The organism is Stenotrophomonas sp. GSD10, assembly GCF_056172695.1.
Genome location: NZ_JAOCMC010000001.1, coordinates 1 through 20,905, shown reverse-complemented (window position 1 = coordinate 20,905; position 20,905 = coordinate 1). Strand labels below are relative to the sequence as shown.

18 protein-coding genes and 1 pseudogene are annotated in these 20,905 nt (G+C 68.1%); 12 read left to right on the top strand and 7 right to left on the bottom strand.

Annotated features, from left to right (window positions below):
- Positions 1-192 (top strand): annotated as a pseudogene (locus tag N4G47_RS00095) (putative peptide maturation dehydrogenase); the annotation flags it as partial.
- Positions 193-243: 51 nt separating this feature from the next.
- Here N4G47_RS00095 and N4G47_RS00090 read toward each other — a convergent pair.
- The 3 genes from N4G47_RS00090 to N4G47_RS00080 are packed head-to-tail and all read right to left on the bottom strand — an operon-like array spanning position 244 to position 5,052.
- Positions 244-2,259, bottom strand: a complete 2,016-nt coding sequence (locus N4G47_RS00090; RefSeq protein ID WP_475284429.1) for an acetyl/propionyl/methylcrotonyl-CoA carboxylase subunit alpha — start codon at positions 2,257-2,259, stop codon at positions 244-246.
- An 8-nt stretch (positions 2,260-2,267) separates the two neighbouring features.
- Positions 2,268-3,878, bottom strand: a complete 1,611-nt coding sequence (locus N4G47_RS00085; protein ID WP_475284427.1) for a carboxyl transferase domain-containing protein — start codon at positions 3,876-3,878, stop codon at positions 2,268-2,270.
- Positions 3,879-3,888: 10 nt separating this feature from the next.
- Positions 3,889-5,052, bottom strand: coding sequence for an isovaleryl-CoA dehydrogenase (locus N4G47_RS00080; RefSeq protein ID WP_107231462.1), 1,164 nt, complete (start codon positions 5,050-5,052; stop codon positions 3,889-3,891).
- A gap of 158 nt (positions 5,053-5,210) precedes the next feature.
- Between N4G47_RS00080 and N4G47_RS00075 the strand changes: the two genes are divergently transcribed.
- The 3 genes from N4G47_RS00075 to N4G47_RS00065 all read left to right on the top strand — a co-directional run bounded on the left by N4G47_RS00075 (position 5,211) and on the right by N4G47_RS00065 (position 8,222).
- Complete coding sequence (locus N4G47_RS00075; protein ID WP_475284424.1) at positions 5,211-5,828, top strand: TetR/AcrR family transcriptional regulator; 618 nt, start codon at positions 5,211-5,213, stop codon at positions 5,826-5,828.
- Positions 5,829-6,012: 184 nt separating this feature from the next.
- Entirely contained in the window at positions 6,013-6,531 is a 519-nt protein-coding gene (locus N4G47_RS00070; RefSeq protein WP_057497004.1) for a c-type cytochrome, read from the top strand.
- Between the two features lie 242 nt (positions 6,532-6,773).
- A complete protein-coding gene (locus tag N4G47_RS00065; protein ID WP_475284422.1) occupies positions 6,774-8,222 on the top strand; it encodes an ExeM/NucH family extracellular endonuclease in 1,449 nt (482 codons plus the stop codon).
- Between the two features lie 72 nt (positions 8,223-8,294).
- On the opposite strand, the gene N4G47_RS00060 is transcribed toward N4G47_RS00065, so the two are convergent.
- Positions 8,295-9,152, bottom strand: a complete 858-nt coding sequence (locus tag N4G47_RS00060; protein ID WP_475284420.1) for an EamA family transporter — start codon at positions 9,150-9,152, stop codon at positions 8,295-8,297.
- A 43-nt stretch (positions 9,153-9,195) separates the two neighbouring features.
- Here N4G47_RS00060 and N4G47_RS00055 point away from each other — a divergent pair, with 43 nt between their 5' ends.
- Positions 9,196-9,867 carry an alpha/beta hydrolase gene (locus N4G47_RS00055; RefSeq protein WP_475284418.1) on the top strand — a complete coding sequence of 224 codons (672 nt, stop codon included), beginning with the start codon at positions 9,196-9,198 and terminating at the stop codon, positions 9,865-9,867.
- The gene (zapE, locus tag N4G47_RS00050; protein ID WP_475284416.1) at positions 9,864-10,964 is read left to right on the top strand and encodes a cell division protein ZapE; all 1,101 of its coding nucleotides are present in this window, start codon (positions 9,864-9,866) and stop codon (positions 10,962-10,964) included. Before N4G47_RS00055 ends, zapE begins: the two co-directional genes overlap by 4 nt.
- A gap of 167 nt (positions 10,965-11,131) precedes the next feature.
- Here the strand turns inward: zapE and N4G47_RS00045 are convergent, their stop codons facing one another.
- Positions 11,132-11,968, bottom strand: coding sequence for a DUF2884 family protein (locus N4G47_RS00045; protein ID WP_475284414.1), 837 nt, complete (start codon positions 11,966-11,968; stop codon positions 11,132-11,134).
- A gap of 536 nt (positions 11,969-12,504) precedes the next feature.
- Between N4G47_RS00045 and N4G47_RS00040 the strand changes: the two genes are divergently transcribed.
- Positions 12,505-14,907: a ribonucleoside-diphosphate reductase subunit alpha gene (locus N4G47_RS00040; RefSeq protein ID WP_475284412.1), complete on the top strand. Its 2,403-nt coding sequence runs from the start codon at positions 12,505-12,507 to the stop codon at positions 14,905-14,907.
- A 144-nt stretch (positions 14,908-15,051) separates the two neighbouring features.
- Positions 15,052-16,071 carry a ribonucleotide-diphosphate reductase subunit beta gene (locus tag N4G47_RS00035; protein WP_008264781.1) on the top strand — a complete coding sequence of 340 codons (1,020 nt, stop codon included), beginning with the start codon at positions 15,052-15,054 and terminating at the stop codon, positions 16,069-16,071.
- 218 nt (positions 16,072-16,289) lie between these two features.
- Here N4G47_RS00035 and N4G47_RS00030 read toward each other — a convergent pair whose 3' ends face one another.
- Positions 16,290-16,925, bottom strand: a complete 636-nt coding sequence (locus N4G47_RS00030; RefSeq protein WP_475284410.1) for a LysE family translocator — start codon at positions 16,923-16,925, stop codon at positions 16,290-16,292.
- A 91-nt stretch (positions 16,926-17,016) separates the two neighbouring features.
- On the opposite strand from N4G47_RS00030, the gene N4G47_RS00025 reads away from it, so the two are divergent.
- The 3 genes from N4G47_RS00025 (at position 17,017) to N4G47_RS00015 (ending at position 19,535) form a co-directional block, all read left to right on the top strand.
- Positions 17,017-17,421, top strand: coding sequence for an acyl-CoA thioesterase (locus N4G47_RS00025; RefSeq protein WP_107231471.1), 405 nt, complete (start codon positions 17,017-17,019; stop codon positions 17,419-17,421).
- 43 nt (positions 17,422-17,464) lie between these two features.
- Positions 17,465-18,271 (top strand): NAD-dependent protein deacetylase, encoded by an 807-nt coding sequence (locus N4G47_RS00020; RefSeq protein WP_475284407.1) that lies wholly within the window; start codon positions 17,465-17,467, stop codon positions 18,269-18,271.
- A gap of 163 nt (positions 18,272-18,434) precedes the next feature.
- Positions 18,435-19,535: an NADH:flavin oxidoreductase/NADH oxidase gene (locus N4G47_RS00015; protein WP_475284405.1), complete on the top strand. Its 1,101-nt coding sequence runs from the start codon at positions 18,435-18,437 to the stop codon at positions 19,533-19,535.
- A 3-nt stretch (positions 19,536-19,538) separates the two neighbouring features.
- On the opposite strand, the gene N4G47_RS00010 is transcribed toward N4G47_RS00015, so the two are convergent.
- Positions 19,539-20,450: a LysR family transcriptional regulator gene (locus tag N4G47_RS00010; protein ID WP_475284403.1), complete on the bottom strand. Its 912-nt coding sequence runs from the start codon at positions 20,448-20,450 to the stop codon at positions 19,539-19,541.
- Between the two features lie 114 nt (positions 20,451-20,564).
- Between N4G47_RS00010 and N4G47_RS00005 the strand changes: the two genes are divergently transcribed.
- Positions 20,565-20,905: ACT domain-containing protein (locus N4G47_RS00005; RefSeq protein WP_475284431.1), on the top strand; the 341-nt coding region annotated here is incomplete at its 3' end.

Sequence of the window (20,905 nt, the reverse complement as noted above, 5' to 3'; positions counted from 1 at the left end):
GCGGCCGCGACCGCACAGGGCCTGGGCGCGTTCGTCACCGCCGCCATCAACGAAGCCGAGGCCGGGCGCGCGTTCGGGCTGCGGCCGATGGCCGAGGGCGCGCTGGCCATCTGCGGGCTGGGCTGGCGCAAGGCCGAAAAGACCACCGCGGAACTGGATCCGGGTGGCCACGTGTGGCCGCGGCCGGGCTGACGGTCAGCGGCCTGCGCTGTCGCCGGGCCACAGGGCCCGGCCACGTCACCCTCAGGCGGCCTCGAAGTCCACCAGCACCGCACCATCACCGACCTGGTCGCCGGCCTTGGCGCGATAGCCCTTCACCGTGCCATCGGCCGGTGCCTGCAGGGTGTGTTCCATCTTCATCGCCTCCAGCACCACCAGCGGCGTGCCGCGCTTGACCTCGGTGCCGGCCGCGACCAGCGTGGCCACGATCCTGCCGGGCATCGGTGCCAGCAGGCTGCCGGCGTCGGCCACGGCATGGTCCGATTCACCCACCGGATCGTGCAGGGTGAAGCGATGCTGGCCATCGGCACCGAACAGGTACAGCTGGTCACCGTCGCGCAGCAGCTGCAGTGTCCAGCGGCGCCCGCCCAGCTGCACGGTCAGTGCGTGCGCGTCGGCCGTGCCTGTGGCCAGTACCGGCGCGGCGTCATCGCACTGCACGCGCCAGCCGTCAGCCTGCGCCCACACCTTCAGGCTGTGCCGGCGCTCGCCCTGCTGCACTGGCAGCACGCGTGGCGCACGGGCGCCCAGGCGCCAGCCGTCCTGTGCCTGCCACGGCGAATGCGGATCGCGTGCGTCGGTGCTGGCGCCCGCAGTGCTGGCCACCGCGGCCACCGCCGCCAGCAGCCAGAGTGCGTCGTCGCTGTCGCCCAGCACGCTCAGCGCCGCCTGTTCGCGTTCGATCAGCGCGGTATCCAGCTTGGCGTGGGTGAACGAATCGGTGTTCACCAGCCGGCGCAGGAAGCCGGCATTGGTGGTCACGCCCACCACCTGGCAGTCGGCCAGGGCCTGGCTCATGCGGCGCAGCGCGGCATCGCGGTCCACGTCCCAGACGATCAGCTTGGCGATCATCGGGTCGTAGTACGGGGTGATGCTGTCGCCTTCCTCCACGCCGGTATCCACGCGCACGTTGGCCGACGGCGTCGGCAGGCGCAGCCGGTGCAGGGTGCCGGTGGAGGGCAGGAAGCCGCGGTCGGCATCTTCGGCGTACAGACGCGCCTCGATGGCGTGGCCGTGAATCGCCAACTGCTCCTGGCGCAGCGGCAGCGGCTGGCCCGAGGCCACGCGCAGCTGCCACTCCACCAGGTCGGTGCCGGTGATGAACTCGGTGACCGGGTGCTCGACCTGCAGCCGGGTGTTCATTTCCATGAAGTAGAAATCGCCATCCGGGCCGGCGATGAACTCCACGGTGCCCGCACCCTCATAGCCCACCGCGCGCGCGGCATCGACGGCGGCCTTGCCCATCGCCGCACGACGCTCGGCGCTCATGCCCGGTGCGGGGGCCTCTTCCAGCACCTTCTGGTGGCGGCGCTGCACCGAGCAGTCGCGCTCGAACAGGTACACCGCCTCACCGTGGGAATCGCCGAACACCTGGATCTCGATGTGGCGCGGGCGCTCGACGTACTTCTCCACCAGTACGTGATCGTTGCCGAACGCCGAGGCTGCCTCGCGCTGGCAGCTGGCCAGTGCATCGACGAAGTCCTCGCTGCGCTCGACCTTGCGCATGCCCTTGCCACCGCCACCGGCGCTGGCCTTGATCAGTACCGGGTAGCCGATGGCATCGGCCTGTGCGCGCAGGAAGTCCGGCGCCTGCTGGTCGCCGTGGTAGCCCGGGGTGAGGGGCACGCCGGCCTGGGCCATCAGTGCCTTGGCCGCGCTCTTGTCGCCCATCGCGCGGATGGCGCTGGCTGGCGGGCCGATGAAGGTGATGCCGGCAGCGGCACAGGCATCGGCGAAGTCCGCGTTCTCGGACAGGAAACCGTAGCCGGGGTGAATGGCCTGCGCGCCGGTCGCGCGTGCGGCCTCGAGCAGGGCATCGCCGCGCAGGTAGCTCTCGCGTGCGGCGGCCGGGCCGATGTGGATGGCTTCGTCGGCCAGCCGTACGTGGCGCGCGTTGCGGTCGGCATCGGAATACACCGCCACGGTGGCGATGCCGAGGCGACGGCAGGTGGCGATCACGCGGCAGGCGATTTCGCCACGGTTGGCGATCAGGATCTTGGAGAACATGGCAACGGGCTTCATGGGAGCGTGCTCGGTCATGGCATGGGTTACATGCGGAACACGCCGAAGCGCGTCTGCTGCGGGGCGGCGTTGAGGCTGGCCGACAGCGCCAGCGCCAGCACCCGGCGGGTGTCGGCCGGATCGATCACGCCGTCGTCCCACAGGCGGGCACTGGCGTAGTAGGGATGGCCCTGTTGTTCGAACTGCTCGCGGATCGGCGCCTTGAACGCGTCTTCCTCCGCGGCCGGCCACTGGCCGCCCTTGGCTTCGATGCCATCGCGCTTGACCGTGGCCAGCACGCTGGCGGCCTGCTCGCCACCCATCACGCCGATGCGCGCGTTCGGCCACATCCACAGGAAGTTCGGCGAGTACGCGCGGCCGCACATGCCGTAGTTGCCGGCACCGAACGAGCCACCGATGACTACGGTGAACTTGGGTACCTTGGCGCAGGCCACCGCCATCACCAGCTTGGCCCCGTCCTTGGCGATGCCACCCTGTTCGTACTTGCGGCCGACCATGAAGCCGGTGATGTTCTGCAGGAACACCAGCGGGATGTTGCGCTGGGTGCACAGCTCGATGAAGTGCGCGCCCTTCAGTGCCGACTCGGAGAACAGGATGCCGTTGTTGGCGATGATGCCGATCGGGTAGCCGTTCAGATGCGCAAAGCCGGTGACCAGGGTGGCGCCATAGCGCGGCTTGAACTCATCGAAGCGCGAGCCGTCCACCAGGCGCGCGATCACTTCGCGCACGTCGTAGGGCTTGCGCGTGTCGGCGGGAATCACGCCATACAACTCATGCGCCGGCAGCAGCGGTTCTTCGGGCGCCTGCACCGCCATCGCCGGTTCCGGCTTGCGCCAGTTCAACTGCGCGATGATCGCGCGCACCCGGGCCAGCGCCTGCAGGTCGTTGTCGGCCATGTGGTCGGCCACGCCGGAAATGCGCGTGTGCACATCGGCGCCGCCCAGTTCCTCGGCCGTCACCACTTCACCGGTGGCCGCCTTCACCAGCGGCGGGCCGCCGAGGAAGATCGTGCCCTGTTCGCGCACGATCACCGTTTCATCGCTCATCGCCGGCACGTAGGCACCACCGGCGGTGCAGCTGCCCATCACGCAGGCGATCTGCGGAATGCCCTGCGCCGACAGGTTGGCCTGGTTGTAGAAGATGCGGCCGAAATGGTCGCGGTCGGGGAAGACCTCGTCCTGCAGCGGCAGGAAGGCGCCACCGGAGTCGACCAGGTAGATGCACGGCAGGTGGTTCTGCTCGGCGATCTCCTGCGCGCGCAGGTGCTTCTTCACCGTCATCGGGTAATAGGTGCCGCCCTTGACCGTGGCGTCGTTGGCCACGATCACGCACTCCACGCCGCTCACCCGGCCGATGCCGGCCACCACGCCCGCCGCAGGTACGGCATCGTCGTACATGCCATGCGCGGCCAGCGGCGCGATTTCCAGGAAGGCGCTGCCCGGGTCGAGCAGGGCGTCGATGCGGTCACGCACCAGCAGCTTGCCGCGTGCGGTGTGCTTGGCGCGCGCCGCCTCGCTGCCGCCCAGGGCGGTGCGGGCCAGGGTGGCGTGCAGGTCGTCGACCACCGCCTGCATCGCTGCGCGGTTGCCTTCAAACGAATCGCTGCCCGGTTGCAGCTGGCTGTTCAGTACGGTCATCGCGGTGGCCTTACAGAGTGCGCTGGAACAGTTCGCGGCCGATCAGCATGCGGCGGATCTCCGAGGTGCCGGCGCCGATTTCATACAGCTTGGCGTCGCGCCACAAACGGCCGGTCGGGTACTCGTTGATGTAGCCGTTGCCACCGAGGATCTGGATCGCCTGGCCGGTCAGCCAGGTCGCCTTCTCGGCGGCGTACAGGATCGCACCGGCCGCATCCTGGCGGGTGGTACGGCCCTGGTCGCAGGCGCGCGCCACCGCGTAGACATAGGCGCGGCAGGCACCCAGGCCCACGTACATGTCGGCGATCTTGGCCTGGATCAGCTGGAAGCTGCCGATCGGTTCGCCGAACTGGTGGCGCTCGTGCACATAGGGCATCACCACATCCATCGCCGCGGCCATCAGGCCCAGCGGGCCACCGGACAGCACCACGCGCTCGTAGTCCAGGCCGGACATCAGCACGCGCACGCCGCCGCCCACCGCACCGAGCACGTTCTCTTCGGGAATCTCGCAGTCCTGGAACACCAGTTCACAGGTGGGCGAGGAGCGCATGCCCAGCTTGTCCAGCTTCTGTGCGGTGGAAAAACCCTTCATGCCCTTCTCGACCAGGAAGGCGGTGATGCCCTTGGCGCCGGCCTCCATGTCGGTCTTGGCGTAGACCACCAGCACGTCGGCGTCCGGGCCGTTGGTGATCCACATCTTGTTGCCGTTGAGCACGTAGCGGTCGCCGCGCTTGTCCGCGCGCAGCTTCATCGACACCACGTCCGAACCGGCGCCCGGTTCGCTCATCGCCAGCGCACCCACCTTGGCGCCGCTGCACAGGTCGGGCAGGAAGCGCTGCTTCTGTTCCTCGCTGCCGTTCTTGCGCAGCTGGTTCACGCACAGGTTGGAGTGCGCACCATAGGACAGGGCGATGCCGCCGGAGGCGCGCGAGATCTCTTCCATCGCCACCACGTGGGCCAGGTAACCCATGCCGGTGCCGCCGTATGCTTCTTCCACGGTCAGGCCGAGCAGGCCCTGTTCGCCCAGCTTCGGCCACAGCGCCAGCGGGAACTGGTTGGTCGCATCGGCCTCGGCGGCGAGCGGGGCGATCTCGGCGGCGGCAAAATGGGCCACGCTCTGGCGCAGCAGGTCGATGTCTTCGCCAAGATCGAAGTTCAGGGATGGCACGTGCATTGTGGTGGCTCCACGGCGGGATGGCAGGAAATGGACGCACCCGGCGGGGAGTGGATGGCGGTGTACAGGACCGCCACCCACACGGGCGATGGCCCCAGCGTAGCGGGGTTCGGGTAAGAAGTGAATACGAATTCAAAAATTGAAACTAGAATCAGAACATGGCCTACAAACGCTCTGCATTGATGGAAGAACGCCTGGCGGGCGCCCGTGAACGGATCCTGCTGGCGACCCGTGCGCTGGTCGCCACCGGCGGCTGGCGCAACGCCCCGGTGACCGCCGTGGCGACCCAGGCGGGGGTGTCCACCGGGCTGATCTACCGCCATTTCCCGTCCAAGGCCGAGCTGTTCGTGGAAGTGCTCAACGCCGCGGTGGCCCACGAGGTGGCGATCATGGAGCGCATCGCGCAGGGGCCGGAGGCCGCCAGCGAGCGGTTGCGGCTGGCGATCACCGCCTTCGTCCGTCGCGCCCTGGCCGGGCCGGGGCTGGCGCATGCCTTCATCGTCGAACCGGTCGACCCGGATGTGGAAGCCGAGCGCATGCGCGGCCGGCGCGCGTTCGGCGATGTGTTCCTGCGGCTGGTGGAAGAAGGCGTGGCGGCCGGTGAGCTGCCGGCGCAGGACGCACATGTGGCCGCCGCCTGCCTGGTCGGTGCGTTCACCGAAGCGATGGTCGGCCCGACCGCGCCCAGCCGCGAAGCGCATCGCGACGAGGACGCACTGGTGGACGCGATCTGCAGCTTCTGCCTGCGCGCGATCGGCGCCCCCGCAATCCGGTAGAGCCGGCCGCTGTTGCCGGGGTCAGATCCCTCCTGCATGGCAAAAGGGATCTGACCCCAGCCCCGGCATGTTGCGCCGCATCAGCAGTGACGCCTGTTGTCGCATGCGAAGCGCGTTCTATACTCGGCCCATCACGCAGTCGCTCAGCCGTGGTCCAACGACTATCAGCCAGGGGTAACGAAGAGTGCGGAATTACGATCTGGAGTTCCTGAAACGCTTCTCCATGGTGATCGCGCTGTTGATGGCCATCACCCTCGGCCTGATCCTCCTTGCCGCCTACATCCACACCCGGATTCCGCCCGAGGTGTCGCCCACGGCAGCCAAGCGCACCGAACAGCGCATCTCGCCCACCGGCGCGGTCTATGCCGGCAGTACCGGCGCCGCCGCGCAGGCCGCCGCCAAGGCCGCCGCACTGGCCAAGGCCGCCTCGCAGGTGGCCTACGGCGGCACCAAGGACGGCAAGGTGATCTTCGACAACCTGTGCACGGCCTGCCACACCACCGGTGTCGGCCAGGCCCCGACGCTGGATCACGCGCACTGGGACAAGCGCCTGGCACAGGGCAAGGACACCCTCTACAAGCACGCCATCGAGGGCTACACCGGCCCCGACGGCGGCATCATGCCGCCCAAGGGCGGCAACCCGGCACTGACCGAGGAACAGATCCACGCCACCGTGGACTGGATGCTGGGCAACCTGAAGTAGACGGCGAACGCCCGAACGGGCGAACGGGCGAACGGTAGAGTCGACTGTTAGTCGACTGCTCTTCCCAAGAGCACCGAAAAGCCCGCGCTGCGCGCGATAGTCGACTAACAGTCGACTCTACCCGTCGGTCGCCCCGGTCATTGCCCGGGGTTTTGCCCACCACGGCCAAAACCCCGCCGCGCACGCGGGGTTTCGCATTTCGGGGTTAGTCTGTGCCTCCTCTTCCCTGGAATCGCCCGTCGATGCGCCGCCGCTCCCTTGCCCTTGCCCTGTCCCTGCTGTTGCCGGCCAGCGCCTTCGCCCAGGCCCAGCCGCAGGCCGCACCGGCCCCGGTAACGCCGGCCGCGCGCGGCAGCGCCACCGTGGTGCTGACCGCCGCGCCCTCGGACTGGCGCGCGCTGGATGGCCAGCGCGTGCGCATCGCCGCGCCGCTGACCCTGGCCGGCACCGACGGCCTGGAACGCTTCGGCGAGCTGACCGTGGCCTTCGACGGCCGCCTGTGGCAGCCCACCGAAGTGGCCGCGCCGGGCACCGCGGGCAGTGAGCAGGTGATGGCCGACAACCAGCGCCGCCGCCTGCTGCTGGACGACGGCAGCGATGCCCGCGACCCCGGCAGCGTGGCTTATCTGCCGGGCAATCCGGTGCTGCGTACCGGCATGCAGCTGCGCAACGTGGAAGGCACCGTGCGCGTGGACGCACAGGGCCGTGCCCGCCTGCAGGTGGACGGCGCGTTGCAGCTGCCGGAACTGCAGCGCCCGCCGGTGCCGAAGGTGCCGGGCAGCCTGCAGATCGCCGCGTTCAACCTGGAGAACTTCTTCAATGGTGATGGCCAGGGCGGCGGCTTCCCGACCCTGCGCGGCGCGCGCACGCTGGACGAGCACAAGGCGCAGGTCGCCAAGCTGGTGGCCACCATCAGCGCCCTGGATACCGACATCGCCGCGCTGATGGAACTGGAAAACGACGGCTACGGTCCGCAGTCGGCCATCGCCGAACTTCTGGCCGCGCTCAATGCATTGCCGCGCACCGACCCGAACGACGAATGGGTGGCGGTGGATCCGGGCGAAGGTCCAGGCACCAATCCGATCCGGGTCGGCATCATCTACAAGCGTGGGTCGTTCAAGCCGCTGGGCAAGCCGCTGACCCGGACCGATGGCCCGTTTGCCGAACACAGCCGCGCGCCGCTGGCGCAGGCCTTCCAGGGCAAGGGCGCGCCGTTCATGGTGGTGGCCAACCACTTCAAGTCGAAGGGCTGCCGCGATGCCAGCGGTGCCGATGCCGACCAGAACGATGGCCAGGGCTGCTGGAACGCCACCCGTGTGGAATCGGCGCGCCAGCTCAACCAGTGGGTGAATGCCGAAGCTGCGCGCCTGAAGGTGAAGGACATCGTGCTGCTGGGCGACTTCAACGCCTACGCGATGGAAGACCCGATCCGCGCCCTGCATGACCTGGGCTGGCAGGACGCGTTCAAGGTGGCCAAGGTCGAGCACCCCTACAGCTACGTCTACAACGGCTACAGCGGCCGTCTTGACCACGCGCTGTTGAGCCCGGGCATGGCCAAGCGCCTGCGCGGTGCCGCCGAATGGCACAGCAATGCCGACGAGCAGGACGCCAGCGGCTACCAGGGCCGCAACGTGCAGGGCCCGTGGCGCAGTTCCGACCACGACCCGCTGTTGCTGGGCTTCGACAAATAACGCGCAACGCCGGGGCGCGGCAGGGGTCGGATCCCATTCCAACGGAATGGGCTCTGACCCCGATGCACATGCTCACCCCCAGGCGATCAACCCGATCGCCAGCACCGCCAGCGCAAGGCCGGCGCGGTTCCACTTCGTGGTCGCCTCGCCGAAGGCGAATACACCCACCAGCGCACCCAGCACCACCACGCCGATGTTCATGCCGGCAAACACGGTGGCCGGGCTGTCCGGCATCGCCTGGTGCGCGTGCACGTAGAAAAGAATGTTGCCGCCGTTGAGCAGGCCCAGCAGCGCGCCGGCGCCGAGGTTGCGCCAGGCCAGCCGGCTGCGGCCGCTGGCGTGCCGCCACAGCTGCAGCGCCAGCATCAGCACGAAGGCCACGCTGAAGCTGGCCAGCACCGCCGCCATCGACGGCGTGCCCGAAAGGGCCACCTGCTTCAGCAGCACGTCGACCACGGCAAACCCGCCCCATACGCCCAGCAGCCAGCCCCAGCCGCCGGGCGAGGCCGCCAGTGCCGGGCCGCGCGGGCGCAGGCTGATCGCCACCATGGCGACCAGGCCCAGCGCCAGGCCGGCCAGCTTCCACGGCGTGGCGGTCTGGCCGAAGAACAGGAACGCTGCGGCCAGCGACAGCAGCAGCGACAGCCGCTGCGCCACATCACTGCGGACGATGCCGGCCACTGCCACCGCGCGGCCCAGGACCAGGAAGATCGACGGCAGCACCACCGCCAGCGCCAGCAGCGACAGCCACGGCGCATGCGGCGCGCGCAGTGCATCCAGCGGCGGCTGCAGCACCACCGCCGTGAGCGTTGCCGCCACCAGGTAGTTCCAGGTGACCATCTGCGCAACATCCAGTTGGCGGCGTCCGGCCACCTTCAACAACACCGAAACCAGCACACTGCAGATCACGGCCAAAGACAGGTAGAGCATGGGGCGGGCACAGGGCAGGGGCGGGGGACGGTATCATGGTGCCATGCACAAGCCCCTGTTCCCCGTCGCCCCCGGCGAAACCGCCTGCCTCGAACTGGACGGCCCGGCCGGCCCGCTGGAAGTGGTCGTCGACCTGCCCAAGGCCGATGCGCCGGTGCAGCCGATCGTGGCCATCATCTGCCATCCGCTGTCCACCGAGGGCGGCACCCTGCACAACAAGGTGGTCACCATGACCGCCACCACCCTGCGCGAGCTGGGCATCGCCACGGTGCGTTTCAACTTCCGCAGCGTGGGTGGCTCGGCCGGCACCTTCGATGGCGGCGTGGGCGAGCAGGATGACCTGAAGGCCGTCGCCGCCTGGGTGCGCAGCCAGCGTCCCGACGATCGTCTGTGGCTGGCCGGTTTCAGCTTCGGCGCCTTCGTTTCGCTGAAGGCGGCTGCCGCGCTGCAGCCGGAGGCGCTGATCTCGATTGCACCGCCGGCTGGCCGCTGGGATTTCGACGGCGTGCAACCGCCGGCACGCTGGCTGGTGATCCAGGGCGAGCAGGACGAGATCGTCGACCCGCAGGCGGTCTATCAGTGGCTGGACACGCTGGACTTCCCGCATGAGCTGGTGCGCATGCCCGAGACCAGCCACTTCTTCCACCGCAAGCTGATCGACCTGCGCGGCGCACTCACCCACGGCGTCAAGCACTGGCTGGGCGCGGCGGCATGAGTGCAGCCGAGCTGACGCCTTCGCAGCGCTATGCCGAAGGAGTCGCCCGTGGCGACTGGCAGGACGACCCGGCCCAGCATGCAGCGCTGGCCGAGCTGGACCGCATCCATCGAGGGCTGGTCGACAGCGCCGAGGACGGCTGGCTGGACCGCCTGTCCTCGTTCTGGAAGAAGCCCGAGCCGGTCAAGGGCCTGTACTTCTGGGGCGGCGTCGGCCGCGGCAAGACCTTCCTGGTTGACCTGTTCTACGACGGCCTGCCGATCAAGCAGAAGTACCGCACGCACTTCCACCGCTTCATGCGCAGCGTCCACGAGCGCCTGCGCGAGCACCAGGGGCAGAGCGACCCGCTGGCCAGGATCGCCCAGGAGTGGCGCAGCAACCTGCGCGTGCTGGTGCTGGACGAGTTCTTCGTCACCGACATCGGCGATGCCATGCTGCTGGCGCGGCTGCTGGAGCGCTTGTTCGCCGAGGGCGTGACCCTGGTCACCACCTCCAACACAGCGGTGGAGAACCTGTACCTCAACGGCCTGCAGCGCGAGAGCTTCCTGCCGGCCATCGGCCTGCTGCAGCGCTTCTGCGTGGAGCTGTACGCCGAAGGCACCGAGGACTACCGCATGCGCGCGCTGACCCGCTCGCCGGTGTACCGCGCGCCACTGGCCGCCGACAGCGATGCCTGGCTGGCCACGCGCTGGACCGAACTCAGTGGCGGCCAGCCGGCCAAGCCTGGCAACATCGAGATCGAGGGCCGCAAGATTCCGGTGCGCGGCCGCGGCAAGAGCATCGCCTGGTTCGATTTCGCCGCCCTGTGCGAGGGCCCGCGCGGACCGTCGGATTACATCGAGATCGCGCACGAGTTCAACACGGTGCTGCTGGGCGGCATTCCCGCCTTCGACCGCCTGAACGAAGATGCCGCGCGCCGCTTCGTCAACCTGATCGACGAGCTGTACGACCGCCACGTCAACCTGGTCTGCACCGCCAGCACCTCGCCGATCGAGCTGTACACCGGCCAGCGCCTGCAGGGCGCGTTCGAGCGCACCGCCTCGCGCCTGATCGAAATGCAGAGCGCCGAATACCTGGGCACCCCGCACCGGGCGTGAGCAGTGGCGCGGGCGGCCCCGGCCGCCCTCGCTTGCCCCGCTTGGTAGAGTCGAGCTTGCTCGACTGCCTTCCGCGCGGAGCCAGAAGCCGTCGAGCAAGCTCGACTCTACCTGGCGTGCCGAAAAGCAGCCGAGCATGGGCTCGGCTCTACAGCAGCGCCGCGTGGCTACCGCGTGGGCGCAACCGCGTTCCCCAACGGCCGCTCATCCGGCCCGGCCGACACCTGCGGGCCGGTGTCGGCGGTGTGCTCGACCCGGATCCCTTCGCTGCGCTCCAGCAGCCGCAGCGGCTGGCCCTGGTAGCGTACCTCCAGCGCGTCGTGGGTGTCGGCCAGCGCCTGCACCAGCGGGCACAACGCCTGCGCGCGGGCTTCGATGCGCTCGGCGCGGCCTTCCAGCTGCTGCTCCATCTGCGCGTCCAGGCGGTCGGCGCGCGCCTCCATGGCGTCGCTGCGGCCGGTGAAGATCTGCCAGAGCATGCTGCGGGCGATGGACGCGGACAGTGATTCGGCCATGTCCTGCACCTTGGCCTCGAAGCCCGGCCCGAACACCGCCTGTTCCCAGTAGCCCTTGCCCAGCGTGCCGCCGATCCAGTCATCGGCCTGCCGGCGCAGGCGCCGTACCTTGCGGCTGTTGGCGGTGCCGGTCAGGCTTTCATAGACCCCGTCGAGCACGTCGAAACTCAGCCCGCTCACTTCCTGGGCCAGCGCCGTGGCCGCCGGCATCAACTGGCGGGCGCCGGCCTCCAGCTGGCGCAGGCGTGCGGCGTCGGCGGCGCTGACCGGCACGATCGTATCGTCCAGGCTCAGTACCCCATCGTGGAACACCACCTCGTGGGGCGCCTGCGGCCCGTGCCGCAGCCAGATGCCACCGCTGTCCACCAGCACGTCGTAATCGGTGCGGATGCCGCACTGGTCCGCGCGCAGCTTCGGCGCATCGGCGGCCTGCGCGGGGGCCAGCAGCAAGGCCGACAACAGGGCAAGAGTGGGCAGGCGCAGGTCCATGGCGACAGTCCGTGTGGCGAGCCTGCAGCATCTGCCCGCCGGGCCGCGCCGGCATCGGCCGGAAGTCACCCCGCCAGCGGCTGCCCACCGGATGCCCACCACCTATCCACAGGGTTGTCCCTGGCCAGCTTCATCACTGTCATGTGAAGCTGTCATTGTTCCGTTTCCGCGCGGCGTTGTACCACCGGAATGACGCGTCTCGGGCTTGACTGCGCAGCCCGTTCCGGCAGGTCTGAAGCGTCTGATCAGGCCGCCGATGGCACGATCCTTGCGGCGCAAGGGATTGCCGAATTTCACTACATTTGGCGTTGACGGCCCCCATCACCCCCACTATCTTGTGGCCGTCGGTCGCAACAACCCCAGGTATGGGGGTCCGCCGCGGGGTCTCCCGGATACCCGCACGCAACCGTCAACGGCAGTGGCAGGCGCAGGGTCTCATCCCCTGCGACGCCGTCCTGCCATCCTGGGCTGTCATGTCCCGGGCCGCGTCACCCGATGCATCGAGCACCCCCAATCACGCCAAGAGGACACACGCCGTGAGCACCGAATCCAGCGCCACCATCGAGAAGGAAAGCGAGTTCCTGTTGACGTCGCCGCCGACGGCCAACGCGATGAGTGTGACCAAGCGCAACGGGACCACCGAACTGGTGGACCTGAACAAGATCGTGCGCGCGGTGCAGCGTTCCTCCGAAGGCCTGCACGCCGTCGATCCGATGCGCGTGGCCACCCGCACCATTTCCGGCCTGTACAACGGCGCCACCACCCGCGAGCTGGACGAACTGTCCATCCGTACCGCCGCGCTGCTGATCGGTGAAGAGCCCGAGTACGGCCGTCTGGCCGCGCGCCTGCTGGCCAACTACATCGCCAAGGAAGTGTCGGGCCAGGAAATCTACGCCTTCTCGCAGTCGGTCAGCCGTGGCCACGAAGTGGGCCTGATCAACGACCGCCTGCTGAACTTCGTGCAGACCAACGCACGCAAGCTCAACGATGCCATCGACATCTCGCTGGACCTGAACTTCGATTACTTCGGCCTGCGTACCCTGTACGACCGCTACCTGCTGCGCCACCCGCACACCCGCAAGGTGATCGAGACCCCGCAGCAGTTCTTCCTGCGCATCGCCAGCGCGCTGAGCGAGGACGTGTCCGAGACCCTGGCGCTGTACAAGCGCATGGGCAACCTGGACTACCTGCCGTCCAGCCCGACCCTGTTCAACTCCGGCACCACCCACGAGCAGCTGTCCTCGTGCTTCCTGCTGGACTCGCCGCAGGACTCGCTGGAATCGATCTACGCCAAGTACGGCGATATCGCCCAGCTGTCCAAGTTCTCCGGCGGCATCGGCGTCAGCTACACCCGCGTGCGTTCGCGTGGTTCGCTCATCAAGTCCACCAACGGCCATTCCAACGGCATCGTGCCGTGGCTGAAGACCATGGATTCGTCGGTGGCCGCGGTGAACCAGGGCGGCAAGCGCAAGGGCGCCGCCTGCGTCTACCTGGAAACCTGGCATGCCGACGTCGAGGATTTCCTCGAGCTGCGTGACAACACCGGTGACGAAGCCCGCCGTACCCACAACCTGAATCTGGCCAACTGGGTGCCGGACCTGTTCATGAAGCGCGTCGAGGCCGACCAGGAATGGTCGCTGTTCGATCCGCGCGTCGTGCCGGAGTTCACCGACCTGTTCGGCGAAGCCTTCGAGCAGGCCTACGTGCAGGCCGAAGCGCAGGGCAAGGCCAGCCGCACCATCTCCGCGCGCAAGCTGTATGCCCGCATGATGCGTACGCTGGCCGAGACCGGCAACGGCTGGATGACCTTCAAGGACAAGTGCAACCGCGCCAGCAACCAGACCCTGCGCGCCGGCAACGTGATCCACCTGTCCAACCTGTGCACGGAAATCCTGGAGGTCACCTCCAACGATGAAACCGCCGTGTGCAACCTGGGTTCGATCAACCTGGGCAACCACTTCGACGAGCACAACGACTTCGATTTCGAGAAGCTGGCCGAGACCGTGCGCCTGGCCGTGCGCCAGCTCGACCGCGTCATCGACCTGAACTTCTACCCGATCGAAACCGCCCGCCGCGCCAACCTGCGCTGGCGTCCGGTCGGCCTGGGCTGCATGGGCCTGCAGGACGTGTTCTTCCGCAAGCGCCTGCCGTTCGACAGCGCCGAAGCCCGCGCACTGTCGAAGAAGATCGCCGAAACGATCTACTTCCACGCGCTGGAAACCTCCTGCGAGCTGGCCCAGGAACGCGGCAAGCACCCGTCGTTCAACGACACCCGTGCCGCCGGTGGTGAACTGCAGTTCGACGCCTGGAACGTGGTGCCCGAAGACACCGCACGCTGGGATGCCCTGCGTGCGCGCATCAAGGAGCATGGCCTGCGCAACTCGCTGATGATCGCGATCGCCCCGACCGCGACCATCGCCTCGATCGCCGGCTGCTACGAGTGCGTCGAGCCGCAGGTGTCCAACCTGTTCAAGCGCGAGACCCTGTCCGGCGACTTCCTGCAGGTCAACCGTTACCTGGTCAACGAGCTGAAGAAGCTGGGCCTGTGGACCGCTGACATGCGCGATGCCATCAAGCTGGCCGAAGGTTCCATCGCCGGCGTGGCGCAGATTCCGGAAACCCTGCGCGAGGTCTACCGCACCGCGTGGGAACTGCCGATGCGTTCGCTGATCGACATGGCCGCCGAGCGTGGCGCCTTCATCGACCAGTCGGCCTCGCTCAACCTGTTCATGGAAAGCCCGAACATCGGCGCGATGTCGTCCATGTACATGTACGCCTGGAAGCAGGGCATCAAGACCACCTACTACCTGCGTTCGCGCCCGGCCACCAAGATCGCCAAGACCACGGTAAGCAGCGCGGCCCCGGCCAAGGTGTTCAGCCCGGACGAAGCGGTCGCCTGCTCGCTGGAAAACCCGGAAGCCTGCGAGGCCTGCCAGTAAAACACCGCGCGGTGGGTGCCGACCGTTGGTCGGCACTCGAACACCTCGCACCTGTAGAGCCGAGCCATGCTCGGCTGCGGAAAAACACCCACGGTAGCGCCGGGCCATGCCCGGCGGCTCACCCAGGAATTCAAGGAAACACCCATGGCCGACAAGCCCAAGCAGATGCTGCTCGATCCCGGTTTTGAACTGACCCTGCGCCCGATGCGCTACCCGCAGTTCTATGACATGTACCGGAACGCGATCAAGAACACCTGGACGGTGGAAGAGATCAACTTCCAGATCGACATCACCGACCTGCACAGCAAGATGTCGCCGGGTGAGCGCCACCTGATCCACCGCCTGGTCGCGTTCTTCGCCACCGGCGATTCGATCGTGTCCAACAACCTGGTGCTGAACCTGTACCAGCATCTGAACGCGCCGGAAGCGCGCATGTACCTGTCGCGCCAGCTGTACGAAGAAGCGCTGCACGTGCAGTTCTACCTGACCCTGCTCGACAACTACCTGCCGGACCCGGAGGAGCGCGTCAAAGCCTTCGCCGCGGTGGAGAACATCGACTCGATCAAGAAGAAGGCCGACTTCTGCTTCAAGTGGATCGACTCGATCCAGGATCTGAAGCGCATCGAGACCCGTGCCGAGCGCCGCCAGTTCCTGCTCAACCAGATCTGCTTCGCCGCGTGCATCGAAGGCCTGTTCTTCTTCGCCGCCTTCGCCTACGTGTACTACTTCCGTTCGCGCGGCCTGCTGCCGGGCCTGGCCTCGGGCACCAACTGGGTGTTCCGCGACGAGAGCGCGCACATGGAGTTCGCGTTCGAGTCGGTGCGCGTGGTGCGTGAGGAAGAGCCGGACCTGTTCGACGATGAAATGAAGCAGCAGGTCTATGACATGCTGGCCGAGGCCATCGAATGCGAAGTGCAGTTCGCCGAGGACGTGCTGTCCGGCGGCGTGGCGGGCATCTCGACCCGCGACATGCGCCAGTACCTGCAGCACTGCGCCGACCAGCACTTCGCCAAGCTGGGCATGGAAAAGAAGTACAACGTGCGCAATCCGCTGCCGTTCATGGAGTTGCAGGATGTGCAGGAACTGACCAACTTCTTCGAACGTCGCGTCTCGGCCTACCAGGTCGGCGTGCAGGGCGAAGTCGCCTTCGACATGAACTTCTGATCGAAGCGGTCATTCCGGTTGCAACGAAAAACCCCGGCCAACGCCGGGGTTTTTTGTGGTCTTACGCGCTCGCCGGGCATGGCCCGGCTCTACCGTCCGGTATCCCGCATGCGGGCCTTTGTAGAGTCGAGCTTGCTCGACTGCTTTACGCGAAATGCAGTCGAGCAAGCTCGACTCTACAAAGGCTCAACGGCCGTCGAGCAAGCTCGACGCTACGCTCAGCGCCGCCCTTCCACCGCCATGCGTACCGCCAGCCCGGCCAGCACCGTGCCCATCAGCCAGCGCTGCACCGCCTGCCAGGTCGGGCGCGCGGCCAGGAAGCCGGCGATGCTGCCGGCCATCACCGCGATCACGGCGTTGACGCTGACACTGACCGCGATCTGGGTGAAGCCCAGCACCAGCGACTGCATCAGCACGCTGCCATGGCCTTCCGGCTGCAGGAACTGCGGCAGCAGCGACAGGTACATCACCGCGATCTTCGGGTTCAGCAGGTTGGTCAGAAAGCCCATCGCGAACAGCCTGCGCGGGCTGTCCTGCGGCAGGTCACGTACCGCGAACGGCGAACGGCCGCCGGGCTTGAGCGCCTGCCAGGCCAGGTACAGCAGGTACAACGCACCGCCGATGCGCAGCGTGTCGTAGGCCAGCGGCACGGTCATCAGCAGGGCGGTGATGCCCAGCGCCGCGCACAGCATGTAGAACACGAAGCCCAGCGCGACCCCGCCCAGCGAGATCAGGCCGGCGGTGCGGCCCTGGCAGATCGAGCGCGAGACCAGGTAGATCATGTTCGGCCCGGGTGTAAGCACCATGCCCAGCGAGATGAGGGCGAAGGCCACAAGGTCGGAGGGTGCGGGCATGGTCAGTCCTGGCAGTGGGCGTGGCGCAGTGTAGCGCCGCCTGCACGGGGCCTGGCTTAAAATTGGCGCACCCCACACCGACATCCCCGCCATGACCCCGATCCCCGAGACCGTGCCGCCCATCGAAGTGCGCATGGCCGAAATCGTCTTCCCCAACCACACCAACCACATGGGCACCCTGTTCGGTGGCCAGGCGCTGGCGTGGATGGACAAGGCCGCGTTCCTGGCCGCCGCCCGTTATTCCCGCCGCACCGTGGTGACCGCACGCAGCGACCAGGTCGACTTCAAACTGCCGATCCGCATTGGACAGATGGTGGAAACCATCGGCCGTATCGTCGAGGTCGGCCGCAGCTCGATGAAGGTCGAAGTGGAGCTGATTGCCGAAGACCTGCACAGCGGCGAGCGCCAGCTGTGTACCCGCGGCCACTTCGTGATGATCGCGCTGGGTGAAGACGGCCAGCCCACGGCCGTGCCGCGTCTGCCCGCTGCGCCCTGAAGCGATGCTTGCGGGGGCGCCCCCACGCCCCCACCTGAAGACCATGACCCCGCCGCTGACCGACTTCATCGACCGCGCCCAGCGCCTGTTCGTGCTGACCGGCGCCGGCTGCAGCACCGCTTCGGGCATTCCCGATTACCGCGACACCGACGGCCAGTGGAAGCGCACGCCGCCGGTGACCTACCAGGCCTTCATGGGCGAGGCGGCCACCCGCCAGCGCTACTGGGCGCGCAGCCTGCTGGGCTGGCCGCGCTTCGGCCTGGCCCGTCCCAACGGCACCCACCAGGCACTGGCCGCGCTGGAGTCCCGCGGCAAGCTGCAGGTGCTGCTGACCCAGAACGTGGACGGCCTGCACCAGCGCGCCGGCAGCCACAATGTGATCGACCTGCATGGCCGCCTGGACCTGGTGCGCTGCATGGGCTGCGAACGCCGCAGCAGCCGTGAGGATTTCCAGCAGCGGCTGCTGGATGCCAATCCAGGCTGGGATGCCCTGGAGGGCGGCATCGCTCCCGATGGCGACGCCGATCTGGAGGCCGATTTCTCCCGCTTCGTGGTGCCCGAGTGCCCGCACTGCGGCGGGGTGCTGAAGCCGGACGTGGTGTTCTTCGGCGAAAACGTGCCGCGTGAGCGCGTGGCGGCGGTGCACGACCACCTGCAACAGGCTGACGCCGTGCTGGTGGTGGGCTCCTCGCTGATGGTGTATTCCGGCTTCCGCTTCGTGCAGGCCGCCGCCAGGGCAGGGTTGCCGGTAGCGGCGCTGAACCGGGGCCGCACCCGTGCCGACGACCTGCTGCAGTTCAAGGATGAACGCGACTGCGCCGAGGCGTTGGCCGGCTGGGTGGCGGGCTGAGCCGAGCGTGGGCTCGGCTCTACAAGGGGTTGTTGGTTTCTGTAGAGCCGAGCCCACGCTCGGCTCAGCCAGGTCGCGCGAAACAGCGATCCATCCACACGGTTGATTCGCAGGCCGTGCGGCGGTGCAATACGCTCCCCCATCCGCTTGCCCCCGCATTGCCGTGACCCAGCTGTTTTCGCCGATCTCGCTCGGCCCCCTCACCCTGTCCAACCGCATCGTCATCGCGCCGATGTGCCAGTACTCCGCCGAAGACGGCCGCGCCAGCGACTGGCACGCCATGCATCTGGGCAACCTGGCGCAGTCCGGCGCCGGCCTGCTGATCCTGGAAGCCACCGCGGTCGAACCACGCGGCCGCATCAGCTGGGCCGATCTGGGGCTGTGGGACGACGGCACCGAGGCCGCTCTGGCGCAGGTGCTGGCCAGCGTCCGCCGCTGGTCGCCGATGCCGCTGGGCATCCAGCTTGGCCACGCCGGGCGCAAGGCCTCGGTGAGGCGCCCGTGGGATGGCGGTGGCCAGCTGCCGGCCGACGATGCCCGCGGCTGGCCCACGGTGGCACCGTCGCCGCTGCCGTTCCATGCCGCCGATCCGGCACCGCAGGCACTGGACGAGGCCGGCATCGCCGAGGTCATCGCCGCCTTCGCCGCCAGCGCGGTGCGCGCCGAGCGCCTGGGCTTCGAGCTGATCGAGCTGCATGCCGCGCACGGTTACCTGCTGCACCAGTTCCTGTCGCCGCTGAGCAACCGTCGCACCGATGGCTACGGTGGCTCGCTGCCGAACCGCCTGCGTCTGCTGGTGGAGGTGTTCGACGCGGTGCGCGCGGCGGTGTCGGACAAGGTCGCGGTGGGTGTGCGCCTCTCCGCCAGCGACTGGGTCGAAGGTGGCTGGGACCTGGTGCAGAGCGAAGCACTGGCTCAGGTGCTGGACGCACGCGGCTGCAATTTCCTGCACGTTTCCAGCGGCGGGCTGGATGAGCGCCAGAAGATCACCGTCGGCCCGGGCTACCAGGTGCCGTTCGCGGCGGCGATCAAGGCCAAGGTGCGCATGCCGGTCATCGCCGTGGGCATGATCACCGAGCCGGAGCAGGCCGAGTCGATCCTGCGCCACCGCCATGCCGATGCCGTGGCGCTGGCGCGCGGCATTCTCTACGACCCGCGTTGGCCGTGGCACGCCGCCGCCGCACTGCGCGAGAGCGTGCTACCGGCGCCGCAGTACCTGCGCTGCGAACCGCGCGATGCACGCGGCGTGTTCAAGACCCGCTGAGGCTCACACCCGCCAGGCCGGCGCCATGCCGGCCTGCAGATGCTCGAACAGCGCACGGATCTTGGCGGTGAAGTCGCGGCGGTCGCTGACGCAGAAGTAGACGTCCATCGGTTCCGGGCGCCATGCGCTGTCGGTGTCGAACACCGCACGCAGGCGGCCGTCACGCAGATAGGGTTCGGCCACGAACGCGGCCAGCCGGGTGATGCCGGCCCCGGCGGTGGCCAGGGCGGCCAGCGCATCGATGTCATCGCAGACCATGCTGGGCGGCAGCGCGGCGTCCACGCGCTGGCCGTCCTTCAGCAGGCCCCAGCGCAACGGCCGGCCATCGGTGGGGAAGCGGTGCAGCAGGCCGCGATGGCTGCCCAGATCGGCGGGGTGTTGCGGGGTACCGTGCGCCTGCAGGTAGGCCGGGGCAGCGCAGAACACGAACGGCACGCGCGCCAGTTGCCGTGCGACCACGCCGTCCTCCAGCTGCGCACCGATGCGGATGCTGGCATCCACCGCCTCCGGGCCATGCTGTACGGCGCGGTCATTCAGGCGCAGCTCCAGCTGCAGCTGCGGGTAGCGCTGTTGCAGCGAGGGCAGCAACGGTGCCAGTACATGGCGACCAAACGCGCTGCTGCTGGCGATGCGCAGCGGCCCGGCCGGTTCGATATCGCCAGAGGTGACCATCGCCTGCGCGCGTGCCAGGTCGGCTTCGATGTGCCGCACCTGCACCAGATACAACGCACCGGCCTCGCTGAGTGCCAGCTGGCGCGTGCTGCGGTTCAGCAGCCGTACGCCCAGATGGGCCTCGAGCCGGTTGATGTTCTGGCCGACGGCGGTGGCGCTGATGCCAAGGGTGCGGGCCGCAGCGGCAATGCTGCCGGTCTCTGCCGTGCGGGTGAAGCTGCGGATCAGTTGCAACAGGTTCATGACCTACCAGCTTGCCATGGGATCGGCCAAGTATCGCTTGGGACAGAACCAAGCCCTTCGGTTGCATCGGTGACCATCGATCCGATCAACACCCTGCTGGCCTACACTGCCAGGATGCGCCCCGACTCCATCCTCACCCTGTCCTGCCCCGATCGTACCGGCATCGTCTACCGTGTGTCCGGCCTGCTGTTCGACCACGGCTGCAACATCCTCGACGCCCAGCAGTTCGGCGACGAGGAGAGCGGCCGCTTCTTCCTGCGCGTGCATTTCGACCGCGACGCCGGCTTGCCGCTGGACACCGTGCATGCCGCGATGGCCACGCTGGCGGCCGAGTTCGGCATGGATTGGCAACTGCACGACGGTCGCCGCCGTGCGCGCCTGCTGGTGCTGGTCAGCAAGCAGGGGCATTGCCTGAACGATCTGCTGTTCCGTGCCCACAGTGGCCAGCTGAAGGT

Bases quoted from the DNA above. Each gene is read 5' to 3' on its own strand.
- N4G47_RS00060 (WP_475284420.1), bottom strand. From the start codon at position 9,152: ATGCTCTACCTGTCTTTGGCCGTGATCTGCAGTGTGCTGGTTTCGGTG.
- N4G47_RS00030 (WP_475284410.1), bottom strand. From the start codon at position 16,925: ATGCCCGCACCCTCCGACCTTGTGGCCTTCGCCCTCATCTCGCTGGGC.
- N4G47_RS00080 (WP_107231462.1), bottom strand. From the start codon at position 5,052: ATGCACGTGCCATCCCTGAACTTCGATCTTGGCGAAGACATCGACCTG.
- N4G47_RS00020 (WP_475284407.1), top strand. From the start codon at position 17,465: ATGACCCCGCCGCTGACCGACTTCATCGACCGCGCCCAGCGCCTGTTC.
- N4G47_RS00035 (WP_008264781.1), top strand. From the start codon at position 15,052: ATGGCCGACAAGCCCAAGCAGATGCTGCTCGATCCCGGTTTTGAACTG.
- N4G47_RS00055 (WP_475284418.1), top strand. From the start codon at position 9,196: ATGCACAAGCCCCTGTTCCCCGTCGCCCCCGGCGAAACCGCCTGCCTC.
- N4G47_RS00065 (WP_475284422.1), top strand. From the start codon at position 6,774: ATGCGCCGCCGCTCCCTTGCCCTTGCCCTGTCCCTGCTGTTGCCGGCC.
- N4G47_RS00045 (WP_475284414.1), bottom strand. From the start codon at position 11,968: ATGGACCTGCGCCTGCCCACTCTTGCCCTGTTGTCGGCCTTGCTGCTG.
- N4G47_RS00090 (WP_475284429.1), bottom strand. From the start codon at position 2,259: ATGACCGAGCACGCTCCCATGAAGCCCGTTGCCATGTTCTCCAAGATC.
- N4G47_RS00025 (WP_107231471.1), top strand. From the start codon at position 17,017: ATGACCCCGATCCCCGAGACCGTGCCGCCCATCGAAGTGCGCATGGCC.
- zapE (WP_475284416.1), top strand. From the start codon at position 9,864: ATGAGTGCAGCCGAGCTGACGCCTTCGCAGCGCTATGCCGAAGGAGTC.
- N4G47_RS00075 (WP_475284424.1), top strand. From the start codon at position 5,211: ATGGCCTACAAACGCTCTGCATTGATGGAAGAACGCCTGGCGGGCGCC.
- N4G47_RS00010 (WP_475284403.1), bottom strand. From the start codon at position 20,450: ATGAACCTGTTGCAACTGATCCGCAGCTTCACCCGCACGGCAGAGACC.
- N4G47_RS00085 (WP_475284427.1), bottom strand. From the start codon at position 3,878: ATGACCGTACTGAACAGCCAGCTGCAACCGGGCAGCGATTCGTTTGAA.